Below are 14088 nucleotides of genomic sequence, written 5' to 3' on the forward strand. Positions count from 1 at the left end.
GCGAGGGGTGGAGCTTCCCGAGGCATTTCTGGAGCGCATGGCCCGCCTGCTGGGCGATGAGTATCCGGCCTTCCTCGCCTCGTATGAGAAGCCGCCCCTCGTTGGGCTGCGGGTTAACACGCTGAAGACGTCGCCGGAATTCCTGCGGGCGTGCCTCCCCTGGCGCCTGGATCCGATCCCCTGGTGCCCGGAGGGGTTCCTCGTCTCCGGTGATGGGCGCCCGGGCCGGCATCCCTATCATGCGGCGGGCTTGTACTACCTGCAGGAGCCGGCGGCCATGGCTGTCGGGACGCTGCTGGCCCCCTGGCCGGGCGAATGGGTGCTGGACCTGTGCGCGGCCCCGGGTGGCAAGGCCACGCATCTGGCGTCGCTGCTCCGGGGGCAGGGGCTGCTGGTGGCCAATGATGTCGATCGGCGCCGGGCGCGCGTCCTGGCGGAGAACCTGGAGCGGTGGGGGGCGCGCAACGTCGTCGTGACCAGCGAGGCGCCGGGACGGCTGGCCGAGCGTTGGGCGGGATGTTTCGATCGGGTGTTGGTCGATGCTCCATGCTCCGGCGAGGGGATGTTCCGGCGCAGTGAGACGGCGCGCCGCGAGTGGAAGCCATCGTCGGTCATTGGGGCTTCCCGACGACAGCGGGCGATCCTGGAGGTCGCCGCCCGGCTGGTGCGCCCGGGCGGGTGGCTGGCTTATGCCACGTGTACCTTCGCTCCGGAGGAGAATGAGGGGGTGATCGCCCACTTCCTGGCCCACCACCCCGAGTTCGATCTGGTGCCGCCACGGCGCTACTCCGGCTTCGCCCCGGGCCGCCCCGACTGGTTGGACGAGGTTTCCCCCGGCCTGAAGGCCGATCTACGGGATACCGTGCGGCTCTGGCCGCATCAGGCCCCGGCGGAAGGGCATTTCATCGCCTTGATGCGTCGCGCCGGGGAGGATGACCCCGGTGATTGTCCGGCGGCCCGGGGGAGCTCACCTCCGGCCTCCGTGCGCCGCCTTTATGAGGCTTTTTGCGCCGATGTATTGGCCGTCGATCTGGATGGGGCGTTGTGGTGGTGGCGGTCGACGCTCTACCTGGTTCCGGATGTGCTTCCGGATCTCCGTGGGGTGCGCGTGCTGCGGCCGGGCTGGCCTCTGGGCGCGTTGCGGAGAGGGCGCTTTGAGCCCGCTCACGCTCTGGCGCTGGGGCTGACCACGGCGGACGTCCAGCGGGTGCTGGATCTCCCGGCGTCCGACTCCCGGGTGTTCGCCTACCTGCGTGGCGAGAGCTTCCCCTCGCCGGGCGAAGATGGTTGGGTGCTGGTGGCGGTGGATGGTCATCCCCTGGGCTGGGGGAGACGGGTGCGAGGCGTGTTGAAGAATCGCTACCCACGAGGCTTACGGGGGGACTACGGCGAGGGTCCATAGAGTAGAGTGGGTGCACAGTGGCGGAAAACCACAAGATGTAGTGGGTAATGTATGTGTTACCTGTAGATGTTGTGCCCTTTCCCTTGCCGTGCAACGGCTCTCACGAAAAAGGGGCGTCACTGGATGACGCCCCGGTCCTCTGTCGTATCTGAAAGCGTGTGCTAGAACTTGACGAATGTGGACTTCTTGGCCTTGCACACCGGGCACTCGTCGGGAGGCTCCCCGATTCCGGTCCAGCCGCAGGTAGGGCAGATGTAGATGTCCCCGATTTCGGCATCCTTGCCGCCTTCGGCGGCCGTCTTGGCATCACCGTACATCTTCGCGTGGATCTTCTCCGCTTCCAGAGCCCAATGGTTGGAGCGGACGGCTGCCTTTTCCTCCTGGAGCTCCGCCACGGCCTTGAAGGCGGGGTACATCTCGTCTACCTCGTAGGTCTCGCCAGCGATCGCCGCCTCCAGGTTCTCCGTCGTCTTGCCGATGTTCCCCAGCGTGCGGAGATGGTTGGTGGCGTGCACCTGCTCGGCGTAGGCGATGGCCCGGAACAGGCGGGCAATGTTGGGGTACCCCTCGCGTTCCGCCCGATCGGCGAAGATCACGTACTTCATGTGGGCCTGGCTTTCGCCGGCGAAGGCTGCCTCCAGGTTGGCTTGCGTCATCTTGCGCATGAGTGCCTCCTCTCTCTTATCAGGACCGTGAGCTTAGACCGTTGCGTGACCCCTGTCCCCTACAGTCCTCGTATGCACATATCATAGTCTGGCTTTGGCCAGATTGTTATGATGAAAGTCATAGTTGCCACTTTGGCCGGGCGGGAGTCATAGATGTTTCCACGCCTCCCAGCGGGCGGGATCCAGGAGCATCCCCTTGAGGAGGAAGACCAGGATCGCCTCGCCGGAGGCTTGATCGGCCTCCCGGCACGCCGCGGCGAACTCCGTGGCCGGATAGGCGTCCGCCGGCTCGATCGCCTCGATGATGGGCCATACCGGCCGGCCGGACCGCTCCTGCACCCATCGGGTTACCCGCCCGATCCAGGCGACGTCTCGGCCGCACAATCGATGGTAGACCATGGGCGAGAGCACGTCCACGTGCGGGGCCAGCTGGGCCGGATCCTGGGCGATGATCCGGATGAAGGCCCCGTCGAAGTCCTGATCGGTCCACGGCACGGTAAAGGCGCCCAGGATCGCTTCAGGCCGGTGCTGGTGCAGTCGGGCGCGCGCTTCCGCTACGAAGGAGGCGATCTGCTGGCAGCGCCAGTCGAACCAGGGCTCGGCGGCGTGGGCCAGGATCCAGCGAGCGGCTTCCGCTGGCTGCTCTGCCTCCTCAGGCAGGGTGATGCCTGTGTCCGTCTGGAACTGGTGCAGCGTGATGGGATCGAAGGAGCTGTGGTAAAGGCGAGGCTGCGCTCGTTCCCAGCGCGCCGGCCAGCGGGTGAAGTCCAGCCACACGCCGTCCACCGGGGCGGATCGGACGAGCTCTTCCAGTTCGTTCAACCGGTGGGCGCGTAGCTCCGGCAGTACGGGGAGGGCGGGCTCGTACCAGTCCTCCCGGGGCGCCGGCGTTCCCTCGTCCGTGATGGGGCGTGAGGCGGGGAATTGCTCCCAGACCCCCTTGCCGGCGAAGATGCCCAACGACGTGTAGACGCGCAGACCCGTCTCGTGCAGGCCGTCCACCCAGGCGGGGTCCGGGTGATGCATAAAGATGCCATCGCATCCCATATCCCGCAGCCGGCGGCCGGCCTCCTCGGGCGTCGTCCCCTCGAACTGGGGGAGGTCGGGCTCGAAGCCGTAAGCGATTCGTAGGGGCATCTCACATCTCCTCAATGGCCAGTCGCGTGCGGTGGAGGTCGGCCTCCACCTGATGCAGGTCGGACTCGATCTGTGCGAGCTTCTCCCGTTCGCTTTGCACGAAGCGGGTGTAGGGCGCTATGGCATCCCGGATGCGGGCCAGCGACCTGCTCAGCTCCTGTTCGAACTGTCGGGTCAGCACGTCGGCCAGGCGTCCTCGCAGCTCATCCACGCGAGTGCGCAACTCCTTTTTGGCTTTGCGCCGCCGGGCCGGGAGCACGTAAAGCCCGAAGGCGGCCACGGCTCCCGCCGCCAGCAGGCCGGTGACATCGGCCAGCGTGGTCGCCAGGATCTTCACCAGCAGCGCCCCCAATCCGACGGCACCCACCTCCACCAGGGCCGTCTGCGCCACGGCCGCCTGCACCGAGGTGGCGATCTCATGCGCCTGGCGTTGATGGTCGTAGCTGCGCACGACCTCTTGGGCCGCGCGCCCGACCGAGTCCAGCAGATCTCGTCGGCGGCTTTCGAAGGCGCCGCCCACCCGTCCGACGATGCGATCCTCGTGCTGTGCGGCCCGGCGGTTGACGTACTCCATCACCGCCTGCCACTGGCGGAAATCCTGGTCGACGAGCCAGTTGATCATCTCGTTGACGTGGGACTCGATCTGGCTGACAGTGTCTGCGATGACGATGCGATCGAACTCGCCGCGCACCCGTTCCGTGTTCAGCAGGTCCAGCAGCCGGCCGAAGCGGATCATCTCGTCGAAGAAGTCCATCCCCCGCATGGTCATCTCGTGCAGCACGTTGTCGATGTGGCTCAGATGGTAGCGGAAGTCACGACGCATGTCGGCCTCGTAGGCGGCCAGCTGGGCCTCGATGGTCTCCAGGGCCTCGATATCCTCGCTCAGCAGCGCCTGGCGGCTGTGGGTGACCTCCAGGTACTGCCGAGTCAGACGTTGGGCGACGCCCAGCGGGCTGAGCAGCTTCAGCCGGATCCGCTCGCTCTCGTCCAATGTGTGCAGAATATAGGCCTCCAGCGGAGCGAAGCGCGACCGTTCCCAGAGGGCGTCCCGCTCCGGGCCAGGCGGTGTGGTCTTGGCGCGCAGCGCCAACCGGGCGGAGAGGGGGAACACCTCGGGGCGCAGCCCCAGCAGCGTCTGCGCGTTCTCCCGGACGAAACCGACGACCTGTTCAACGTCGGCCTCGCTGTCCAGAAGGTCGATCTTGTTGATGACGACGACGACCTTCTTGCCCCAGTCCCGGATATGGGTGAGGAACATCCGCTCTGACTCGGAGAAGGGGCGATCGGCCGAGGTGACGAAGAGGACCAGGTCGCTACGGGGGATGAACGCCTCGGTGATCTCCTGGTGGCGCTGGATGACGGCGTTGGTGCCGGGCGTATCGACCAGGTTGATGTCTCGGAGCCACTCGGCCGGGTGGGAGAGGACCACGACGCCGTCTGTGTTTACATAACGATCGGCGTTGCCATGGCGGAGCAGATGGATCTCCGCCGTGGTGGGGGTGACCCCCTCGGGCAGGAAGGGTTCGCCCAGGAGCGCGTTGATGAAGGCGGACTTGCCGGAGTTGAATTCTCCCACGATCACCAGCAAAAACAGCTCATCCAGCTGACGTCGGGCCTGGCTCAGGGCCTCCAGATCGGCCGGATCAGCGTTTAGTCGCTGGAGGGCGGCCTCCAGCCGGATCAGCGTCTCCCGCTCCTCACGAAGCCATTCGTCTTGCTGGCGGGTCAGGAACCTGCGCAGCACGGATCCTCCGTGGTCTTTGAAGGGTAAGGGCGTGTCTGAGGAGTAAGGTTTCTGTGGAAGGGATTTCCCTTCCACACCTCCCCCAGTGGAGCTTGTAGCTGAGGGAGCCCCTCAAACACCCTGCCGATAGATTTTCTGAGAGCGTGCCTGAGAAATGCCGTTGCTTCGGCTATGGGGAGGCTCAGAGAAGCTTCGCCCCTCCGGACAAAGTCCTTCTCCCGCCTTCGACCTACCCGGCCTCGGCCCAGGTCCCTGTGGGAAGGGCCGAGAAAGGCAGGTGCAGGCCGAGGGAGCCCTCAGATACGCTCTAAGAGAGGGATCTCGATCGATCCCGGGCGGCTGGAGTATAGCATGGAAAGATGGCGGACACAAGGGAAGGGCGATCGGGAGATGTTCGTATAGCCGAAGACGTGTCAGAGAAGATCTCGGCATGAGGATATCAGGTCCCGTCAGGAGTGTCAATTTGACGTGCTACGCCCTTTCGGTTACAATTTGTACGCTTGTGAGCCCCCATCGTCTAGTGGACTAGGACATCAGCCTTTCAAGCTGAAGACGGGGATTCGAATTCCCCTGGGGGCACTATAAACGCCGCGCACCCTCCCCTCCCGGAGGGTGTATTTATCATTATGCTTTTGTGTGGCGGTTGCTCACGAATCCCTGCTTCTCGTGCTGTATCGGACGGACATGGCGCAGCCGATGGGAATGCCCACGCCCTTTCTCTTGTGGTGCGTCGGGCGGGAATGGGGCTGCGGTTGTTCCGCTCGGATCCTCTCTTGGGACTTTCGTTTGCCTGGAGATTGAGGGGAAGGTCATGCGACCTTTCGTGATTCTCCCAGGGGGTGGGTCATGGTCATGACGTTTGTTGGCGGGAAGAAGGACCTCCATCCGTGGTTGCGCACGATCCACGTGGCGTTCATCCCGGGCTCTATGGACGCGGTCCTGCAGCAGACCGTCGAGGGGGTCCTGGAGTATCTGCGGGAGACGGGGCACGAGGTGGTGTCCATCCCGGATGACGAGACGGATGCCATCATCACGACGGCCCGGTTCGGCGAGTTGATTGGGTGGCGCTCCTCGCTGCTCATCACGGCGCGCCGGAGGTACGGGCTTTCTCACAATCCCACGCCGTTCACGTACGTCAGCATTCGGGAGGAGGACTTCCAGCGGTACCTGAAGCTGTTCGAGCAGTTCATCGCGGAGGAGAAGCCGGATCCGGAGCGGTATCAGTTCCCCGGGCTGGCCCCGGGCGCCTATCGTGTGCTTCACGAGCAGGGCCAGCGCGGCGGCCCCATTCTGTCGCTGGAGCGGCTGGTTCAAGCCCAGACCAAGTGCCTCCGGATCGTGTTGATCGTATACAACGATCAGGGGATCAAGGAGGCGTATCACTTCGACCTGGTGGGGGCTTACCCCAGAAGCAAGGCGGACGACCTCCATCGCTTCTATGAGGACATCGCGCTCCGCATGGTGACGGTGTTGAGCACCCAGGAGGTGACGAACCATGAGGTGGTGGGGGACCCGATTCCCCAAGAGGTGTGGGATCGGTTGGAGACCCCGGCGGCCATGATCCGGGCGGCGCAGGAGCTGGATCGTCGAGGGTTCTTCACGGAGATGGTGCGGATCCCTGACCTGGTCCACGTCCCCGCGGTGGGGGATGCCATCGCCAGCCAGTATAGCGAAGGGTGTTTCGCCACGTATGATCCGGTCCTGCAAGGGCTGGTGGCGACGGTGACGGGCAGCGCGCGCCCGGTGGACAAGGGTAAGATCGGCGAGGATGATCTGGCGGTCATCGTGGGGGTGAAGCCGGCCGGGGACGGCGCCCTGGTGCGTCACGTGGTGGGGAAGCGCAACGACCCGCCCTCCTCGGAGGCGGTCGAGATGATGGACATGGACGAATCCCTGCCTCGCATTGAGTGGAGCGACGGCGACGTGGTGGGACAACAGGTGCCCGTGGCGCGCTCCAAACTCCACGGCCATCGTGGGGTGGCCAGCTTCGATCCCCGCTATGTGGAGTTCATCCCGTTGGATCCGCCGTATTACAATTACCTGGTCTCCTGTGCGACTCAGGCCCAGGCGCGTGGGATCAAGCAGGCGTTCGCCCGATCGGAGGCGCTGCGCAATCCGGAGGATCCACGGCAGATGGTGTTCACGATCCTGCCCGGGCATGGGGTCGTGATGGTCGAGAAGTGGGTGCGGGGCAAGGCGCCCTTTGAGGTGATGTTGGAGTACATGGACGCGGGATATATCCAGATCGAAAGTCGCATCCCGCAGGGGAAGTTCACCTACGTCCCGGCGCCGGATGGGAAGATGGTCATCTCTCTCGAGGATGCGTGATCTGCGATTCCGTGATGGAGCGCTTTGTGCACGGACTCTATCCCCTCATTCACATCAGGCGCAGCCGGGCAAGGGGCATCCGCAAGGGCCTCGTCCTGTTTCCGTTCTTCTCGTTGTTTCCTCGATCGCTTTCCCTTTCGCTAGAGGTGAAAACCGCAGAGACGATGGGTGATGCCGGGGCTTCCCAGGAGTGGGGCGGCCCCGGTGGTTCGTTGGCGTGCGTGCACCGGGCCATCGTGCACGACGATCATGAGCGATGACACCATTACGGAGGACGATCATGGAGAAGCCGGTTTTGGCGGCGCAGCTTTATACGGTGCGCCAGTTCACGCAGACCCCGGAGGATCTCGCTGCCACGCTGAAGAAGATCCGGGAGATCGGCTATCGGGCTGTGCAGGTCTCGGCCATCGGCCCCATTGATCCCGCCGAATTGAAGGCGATGCTGGATGGGGAGGGATTGACTCTGTGCATCACCCACACCGGCTATGACCGTTTGCGGAACGATCTGCCGGCGGTGATCGAGGAGCACCATCTTTGGGGATGTAAGCACGTGGCCATCGGAAGTATGCCGCCGGAGTATCGAGAGATGGGGGAGGAGGGCTTCCATCGCTTTGCCGAGGTGGCGAACGAGATCGGTCGGGCCTTGTACGAGGCGGGGCTGACGTTCAGCTACCACAACCACAGCTTCGAGTTCCAGCGCTTTGGCAAGCGCACCGGCCTGGATATCCTCTTCGAGGAGACCGACCCTCGCTACGTGCGGGCGGAGATCGACACCTACTGGGTACAGCATGGCGGCGGCGATCCGGCGGCCTGGATCCGCAGGATGACCAACCGGATGCCCGTGGTGCACCTCAAGGACATGGTGATCCAGGGGAGGGAGCAGGTGATGGCCGAGGTCGGCGAGGGCAACCTCAACTGGCCGGCGATCCTGGAGGCCTGCCGTGACGCCGGAGTGGAATGGTATGCCGTCGAGCAGGATATCTGCCAGCGCGATCCGTTTGAGAGCCTGGCCATTAGCTATCGCAACCTCAAGGCCATGGGGTTAGAGTGATCGGTCATCGCATGCAGGTGTGGGGATGATCTGATGTCGACTGCGATCTCAGCTGCTACATTGCGCAGAGGGGCTCTCGTCTCCACCCTCTCCGCCGTCTGCTATGCGAGCGCCGTGGTCTTTATTCGAAACGCCTACCGTGCCGGGATCACACCCGGCACGGCCGTTTTCCTGCGTTTTGCCCTCGCCTCGGTGACTCTGATCGGCGCCCTCGTGCTGGGACATCGTTGGACATCGCTGGCCCGGCGGCGGGTGATCTCGTTGTTCCTCATGGGGTTCCTGGCGTACACGCTGTTGGGGATCACCTGGTTTGTGGCATTGAGCGTAATACCGGCCTGGCTTGTGTCGTTGTTCATCGCCATGTACCCCCTCTCCATCAATCTGGGAAGCTGGCTCTTCCTGCGGGAACCTCTGCATCGTCAGCAGGTTCTGGCGCTGGCCGCCGTGCTGATGGGAGGGATCGTGCTGTTTGGACGCCCACTGGAGGGCGTGGCCTGGGTGGGGATCCTATTGATGGTCGTCAATATGATCATCCAGACGGCGTATATCCTGGTGGGGCAGCGGTGGACGCGAGGCGTGCAACCGGCCATGAGCACCGTCTGGCAGGTGCTCGGGGCGATGGTGGGGACGTTCTTCTACGCGTGGCTGTCCGGGCAGTTGACCTTCTCCTTCGCCCCGATCGGGTGGGCGTGGGCCGGGCTGTTCGCCGTGGTTTCTACGGCGCTGGCGATCATGCTGTTGTGGTGGGGAATTGGGCTTCTGGGGCCTGGCCGGGCGGCGATCTTCGGGTCCGTGGAGCCGTTCCTGGCCGTGGTGCTGTCGGTGCTCTTCCTGGGTGAGCGGATGGCACCGGCGCACGTGGTGGGGGGCTCGCTGATCCTGCTCGGCATGTTCCTGGCCCAGTGGCAGCCGAGAGGCGAGATGCGACGAGGCGTCGAGGTCCTATGAGCATGCATGTTCCTCCTTCCCGGATCGATCCCCGCACGTTGCCGCCGCCGCTGATGACCTCTGAGCCGGGATCGTTCGCTTACAACACGTTCAAGGTTCGCATCCCGCGCATCGTGGACGAGATTGTCAAGCACAACGCGTTTCCTGAGGAGATCGATCGGGCGCTGGTCGATCTGCGCCTGGAGATCACGGATGGGGTCATTCAGCCACTGCAGGAGGAGGCCGAGGACAGGGCGTTCTGGGAGCAGGTCTCACGTCCTTACTTCGGCCGCACATGGCTGGACGTGCCCTGGTATTGGGCCGAGGCGTACTTCTACCGCCGGGTGCTGGAGGCGACGGGGTACTTTCGGCCGGGGCCGTGGCAGGGGGTCGACCCTTATCGGGACATCAAGCGGACGGAGTGGGAGCCCGACGCTGCGCCGAGGGCGGTGGATGAGCTGTTGCGATCGTTACCTGCTGAGCCCAGCGCCCGCTTCCGCGGCCTGCTCTATGCCAGCCTGTGGGGAAACCGCACCGATCTGAGCTACAACGTGGCGGCGCAGCTGGCGGCCGCCGGCCGGATCGAAGACGAGGAGGCGAACCTGCTGGTGGATGACTGGGAGCGGGTCTGGCGATTCCTGCGAGATCGGTCTGACGCCTGGGTGGTGATGATCCTGGACAACGCGGGCACGGAGTCGCTGATGGATCTGGCCCTGGCGGACTTTCTGCTGTGCGAGCGGCTGGCGGCCCGGGTGGACCTGCACGTGAAATCGCAGCCCTTCTTCGTCTCCGACGCGATGTCGCTCGATGTGCTGGACGGGATTGAGGCGCTTGCCTGCGGGGGCGCGGCCGCGCGTCAACTGGGTGAACGGCTGCGTGGGCACCTGCACGAGGGCCGTCTGTGGCTGTATTCCCACTGGTTTTACACGACCAGCCTGTTCTATTTCCAGCTCCCGGATGATCTCCACGCGAGGCTGACCGAGGCGGACCTGGTGATCTTGAAGGGGGATGTGAACTACCGGCGGTTGTTGGGGGATGCTCATTGGCCGCCCACGACGCCCTTCGAGCGGGCTGTGGCGTACTTCCCGACCTCCTTGCTGGCGCTGCGTACCCTCAAGGCGGAGCTGATCGTGGGGCTTGCCCCGGGCGAGGCGGAGCGGTTGAGCCGGGAGGATCCGGCGTGGATGGTCAACGGCCGGCGGGGGGTGATCCAGGCTCGGCTGTAGAAAAGAAAAAGGCGGGCCGGCTACCACCGGCCCGCCGAGGGCGTGCTTGCTAGTCAAGCTTGACGAGCCGTTTGGCACACTCGTCGATGACTTTGCGGTCGGCCGATTCGTCTCCGAGCATGATGGCCCAGCCGCCCTCCTTTATATAGTCACGTCTCTTCCAGGAGCTCGTCTCTTTCAACTCGCTGAGTCGTGCATCCCTGTTTGGATCCTGCTGGAACTGCGCGACGCAGATCGTCGCCAGCCGGTCTACCACGGCCTTTTCCGTCGCCTTCTCCGCGGTGGCCTGCGCTGATCCGCTGGTCACCACCCATCCCGCCGCGAAAATGACGATCAACGACGCGATTACGCCAACGATCGCGCCCCACACGAACGGCTTTATCCATTCTCTTTCCATGCTCAATATCTCCTCTGAGAGCGTGTCTGAGGAATCCTGTTGCTCTTGCCATGGGGAGGCACGGGGAGGCGAAGCCTATCCGGAGGAAGCCTTTCTTCCGCCTTTGACCTGTCGGATCTCGGGTCAGATCCCTGCGGGAAGAGCCGAGAAGGGCAGATGCAGGTTAGGGAAGCTGGGTTTCCAGGGAGGGGAATCCCCTCCACGCCTTCTATGGGGAGTGGATTTTCAGATGCGCTCTACGTTAGAACCTGAAGTGCGAATTCGCTCTAGCGGTGGGGTACTTCACGTGGGCATATCGCTGAGGTATTCGCGGAGTCTTGGATCCCAAACTCTCGCGTATATTACAGGTGGGTTCCCCCCTTCCAGCAAGTGGGCGTAAAGGGATGCCGCCGGGTGTGCACCGTCACCCGCTTGCGGATGCTCGCTTCTCGTCGCTCTTGCTCGAATGCTCTTCGTGTCGTCCGGGATGGGGCGTGACATCGTGCCCCTGCGGCTCGTTTCGGTGCATGTGCTGCTATCACTACCGCTCACACGTTTCTCACAGCTCCTAGTATACACCCAGCGACCTTATTTGTCAAAGTTTGTATATTCTTGCATGATGTAAAGCGTTTTCTGGCCACTTCCCCAACCACCGTACATCCACCAGTGTCCCCGCCAGATGGCGGACCAGGGTTTCGTCAGCGGTTACCAGGAGCAGGGAGAGACGCCGGGCCAGCGCGACGTAAGCGGCATCGTAGGCTGTGATCCCGTGAGTCATCGCCGCTTTCAATGCCTCAGGGGCCAGCTCCCCGGTGGAGACGGCGCGCAGGGGCAAATGGATCAGATCGATGATGTCCTGATGGGCGTCCTCCGCCGGGTAGCCAAAGCGCTGCGAGACCTTTAGGGTTTCCAAAACCCTAAAGGTCTGCTTCCGGCAAATAAGCCACGATCTGCCTCACATCAACGGCTGTCCGGTGATATACTTCGAACTCCTTTCGTCCACCGAACCAGTCCAGGACCTCCTCCCGCAGCAGACGGGTCTGCCTTGTCGAGAGAAGGGTGTGGTAGGAAGAGAACGGCCAATCGCGGAAATCGTCCACGAAGCCGTGTTTCTGTGGGTTCTGGTGGATATAGGCGATCAGTTGCAGGAAGTAGGCGTCGGTGTCCACTTCGATGCGGCCAAATGGGTGCTCGAATAAGCTTCCGGTCCGATCGTAGGTCTTGTTGAAGGCTTTGGCGTAGGCATTGAAGAGGTTGCTGAACTGTTGGCTCGGATCCAAAACTCTAAAGGTCTCCGAGACCTTTAGAGTTTCAAAATCCCTCCGTTGTTCTTCCTCCGTCTTGATGCGCACCAGAAAATGAAAGTGGTTTTTCAGCAGGCAATAAGCGAAGGTGTACGCCACCGGTTCGACGTACTTTGCATAGCGTTGCATAAAGAAGTGATAATTGCGCTTTTCGCGGAAGATGTTCTCCCCGTTGATGCCTCGATTGAAGATGTGGTAGTACGTACCCATTTGCAGCCGTGGCGGGCCAGCCATTTGTTTCCTCCTCGAAGACCTTTAGGGTTTTCAAAACCCTAAAGGTCTGTTGAAGAACTGGCCCTCTTCCCGGTGACATACTCGGTCCAGGTTGTTCATATCGTGTCTCCTGTTATAGTTTCGCCTTCAACTCCACTCCACAGTGTGATGGCCAGGTCTTGGAAATGGATGTGGCTGCTTTTCCATTCCAGGATTTGGCCCTCAGACGCCTAATACAACTATTCCAGCTCTTGTTTTGTTAACGGCTCGACTGTGTGGGCTCCACAGGTGATGCATTAGCCGCCCTTTCTCAGTGTATTTCAGTTCTCCTCTGGCAGGCCTAGCACATCGGCAGCCCAGTACAAACGTATCATCTCAGCCTGGGCAATCGCAGTTTCTAACCGTTGCCCCCATCCCTGCATGTTGGCAAGGGAGAGTTTGAGTTCACCATCGTAGCTCTCACAAGGCATTACATTCGCGTGCATCTCAACAAGCACTTGCATCGCCTCCAGCAGGGATGGACGCCGTTCCTTCTCTTCCTCTGGGAGATCATTGAAGTAATTCGCCATTTCGGTCATCATGTCCAGTACACGCTGGAAAGTTTCACTAATGTCAGCGCTTAGATCTTTTACATAATCCTGGATTATAATCCTGTCTTGCTCATCTATCACGTCAGGTAACCTTTCAAGATCACAGATATGCGCGACTTGAAACAGTAATTCAGCAACAGCACTTTGCAACTGTGTTGCTATTTCCATACGTGGAATCTCCCATACTGACAGCCCTAGTTGCTCCCACGCTTGGTGCGGAATGGGATGGCGGACATAGTTCCACCAGTCATCTTCACTAAATGCGTTTCTCCAAAGGAACACCCGCATGCTGATCCGCCAAGCGGTTCTGTCCAGGCTCTTTCTTCCTATCAATGGCACGATGACCATCATGGGCCACCAGAAGTCCAGAGCATACCGCTTGAGCTCATTATCTTCAACAGTGCCAATAGCTGTTCTCAGAGCGTCCACTATGGTCTCAAAAGCAGTGTGTAGGTTTACTGCATTAGGGATGTCAAATGCAATCCATAGGGTATGTTGGTCTTCCCACAAGACACTCTCTGACAAGATGGTAGCATGAATACCCTGCCTGTGTAACACGCGAAACCGATGACGGATGTTCCTACGCACTTGCCGCAAGGAGTTATCTAGTCTCCTGCGAGCTTCTTGGTCAGCCTTCTGCCAGATACGATTAGGATGAAAAGCGAATTGATACCAAAGACTCCACGTCTGCATAAAGATATCCCGCTCACGTCTTTCCAACTGGTCTAGGGATTTATCATCAAAGAATGAGGAAAAACGTTCCCTGAACTCTGCTTGGAGGTAAGGCAGCGACTTAACTGCTTTGGCAAAGTTGTAAGTTTACAATTGCTCTAAGTCAGTTCTAATCCCTTGATCGATCGCTGCTTTTCGTACAGCCTCCTTGTTCTCGAGGATAGTTTTTCCCAAGATTGCGTTCAGTACGAGTACGTGTTGAGATTGCTGAAAGAAGTTCGATAGCGAAAAGACAAAGTCTATTAACACAGAAAGATACGGTCTATGTTCCCACAAAGCTAGTGCGTTTTCTGCTCGTTGAAGTTAGCGTCTTGTCAAGTGGTGTAAATTACGGTGGTGCTTCCGGTGGGCACGGTCGATAGATCCTTCCCCGAGTTCCACCTCCTGGCTAAC

Annotated in this window: 12 protein-coding genes and 1 tRNA gene; 6 read left to right on the forward strand and 7 right to left on the reverse strand. The window is 61.5% G+C overall.

The window, feature by feature from the left end; translation table 11 throughout:
* Positions 1-7 precede the first annotated feature (7 nt).
* On the forward strand, positions 8-1402 hold the full coding sequence (locus tag GXP39_06200) for an SAM-dependent methyltransferase (GenBank protein ID NOZ27631.1): 1395 nt from the start codon (positions 8-10) through the stop codon (positions 1400-1402).
* A 161-nt stretch (positions 1403-1563) separates the two neighbouring features.
* Here the strand turns inward: GXP39_06200 and GXP39_06205 are convergent, their stop codons facing one another.
* From GXP39_06205 to GXP39_06215, 3 genes are all read right to left on the reverse strand, one after another.
* On the reverse strand, positions 1564-2067 hold the full coding sequence (locus GXP39_06205; protein NOZ27632.1) for a rubrerythrin family protein: 504 nt from the start codon (positions 2065-2067) through the stop codon (positions 1564-1566).
* A gap of 147 nt (positions 2068-2214) precedes the next feature.
* On the reverse strand, positions 2215-3204 hold the full coding sequence (locus tag GXP39_06210) for a hypothetical protein (GenBank protein ID NOZ27633.1): 990 nt from the start codon (positions 3202-3204) through the stop codon (positions 2215-2217).
* A gap of 1 nt (position 3205) precedes the next feature.
* Complete coding sequence (locus tag GXP39_06215) at positions 3206-4948, reverse strand: GTP-binding protein (GenBank protein NOZ27634.1); 1743 nt, start codon at positions 4946-4948, stop codon at positions 3206-3208.
* A gap of 506 nt (positions 4949-5454) precedes the next feature.
* Between GXP39_06215 and GXP39_06220 the strand changes: the two genes are divergently transcribed.
* The 5 genes from GXP39_06220 (at position 5455) to GXP39_06240 (ending at position 10480) form a co-directional block, all read left to right on the forward strand.
* Positions 5455-5527: transfer RNA gene (locus tag GXP39_06220), tRNA-Glu, on the forward strand.
* 267 nt (positions 5528-5794) lie between these two features.
* Positions 5795-7276, forward strand: a complete 1482-nt coding sequence (locus GXP39_06225; GenBank protein ID NOZ27635.1) for a hypothetical protein — start codon at positions 5795-5797, stop codon at positions 7274-7276.
* A gap of 280 nt (positions 7277-7556) precedes the next feature.
* Positions 7557-8327: a sugar phosphate isomerase/epimerase gene (locus GXP39_06230; GenBank protein ID NOZ27636.1), complete on the forward strand. Its 771-nt coding sequence runs from the start codon at positions 7557-7559 to the stop codon at positions 8325-8327.
* A gap of 33 nt (positions 8328-8360) precedes the next feature.
* Positions 8361-9275, forward strand: a complete 915-nt coding sequence (locus tag GXP39_06235; GenBank protein ID NOZ27637.1) for a DMT family transporter — start codon at positions 8361-8363, stop codon at positions 9273-9275.
* On the forward strand, positions 9272-10480 hold the full coding sequence (locus GXP39_06240) for a protein-glutamate O-methyltransferase family protein (GenBank protein NOZ27638.1): 1209 nt from the start codon (positions 9272-9274) through the stop codon (positions 10478-10480). The genes GXP39_06235 and GXP39_06240 overlap by 4 nt, the downstream gene beginning before the upstream one ends.
* Positions 10481-10529: 49 nt before the next feature.
* Here GXP39_06240 and GXP39_06245 read toward each other — a convergent pair whose 3' ends face one another.
* The 4 genes from GXP39_06245 to GXP39_06260 all read right to left on the reverse strand — a co-directional run bounded on the left by GXP39_06245 (position 10530) and on the right by GXP39_06260 (position 13392).
* Positions 10530-10877 carry a hypothetical protein gene (locus GXP39_06245; GenBank protein NOZ27639.1) on the reverse strand — a complete coding sequence of 116 codons (348 nt, stop codon included), beginning with the start codon at positions 10875-10877 and terminating at the stop codon, positions 10530-10532.
* A 574-nt stretch (positions 10878-11451) separates the two neighbouring features.
* A complete protein-coding gene (locus GXP39_06250; protein NOZ27640.1) occupies positions 11452-11769 on the reverse strand; it encodes a type II toxin-antitoxin system VapC family toxin in 318 nt (105 codons plus the stop codon).
* A gap of 4 nt (positions 11770-11773) precedes the next feature.
* Positions 11774-12394: a hypothetical protein gene (locus GXP39_06255; protein NOZ27641.1), complete on the reverse strand. Its 621-nt coding sequence runs from the start codon at positions 12392-12394 to the stop codon at positions 11774-11776.
* A 299-nt stretch (positions 12395-12693) separates the two neighbouring features.
* Entirely contained in the window at positions 12694-13392 is a 699-nt protein-coding gene (locus GXP39_06260) for a hypothetical protein (protein ID NOZ27642.1), read from the reverse strand.
* Positions 13393-14088 lie beyond the last annotated feature (696 nt).

Source organism: Chloroflexota bacterium (genome assembly GCA_013152435.1).
Taxonomy (GTDB): Bacteria; Chloroflexota; Anaerolineae; order DUEN01; family DUEN01; genus DUEN01.

Excerpts from the sequence above, each read along its gene's own strand:
- GXP39_06205 (NOZ27632.1), bottom strand. The coding sequence starts at position 2,067 with ATGCGCAAGATGACGCAAGCCAACCTGGAGGCAGCCTTCGCCGGCGAA.
- GXP39_06210 (NOZ27633.1), bottom strand. The coding sequence starts at position 3,204 with ATGCCCCTACGAATCGCTTACGGCTTCGAGCCCGACCTCCCCCAGTTC.
- GXP39_06225 (NOZ27635.1), top strand. The coding sequence starts at position 5,795 with ATGGTCATGACGTTTGTTGGCGGGAAGAAGGACCTCCATCCGTGGTTG.
- GXP39_06230 (NOZ27636.1), top strand. The coding sequence starts at position 7,557 with ATGGAGAAGCCGGTTTTGGCGGCGCAGCTTTATACGGTGCGCCAGTTC.
- GXP39_06235 (NOZ27637.1), top strand. The coding sequence starts at position 8,361 with ATGTCGACTGCGATCTCAGCTGCTACATTGCGCAGAGGGGCTCTCGTC.
- GXP39_06240 (NOZ27638.1), top strand. The coding sequence starts at position 9,272 with ATGAGCATGCATGTTCCTCCTTCCCGGATCGATCCCCGCACGTTGCCG.
- GXP39_06245 (NOZ27639.1), bottom strand. The coding sequence starts at position 10,877 with ATGGAAAGAGAATGGATAAAGCCGTTCGTGTGGGGCGCGATCGTTGGC.
- GXP39_06255 (NOZ27641.1), bottom strand. The coding sequence starts at position 12,394 with ATGGCTGGCCCGCCACGGCTGCAAATGGGTACGTACTACCACATCTTC.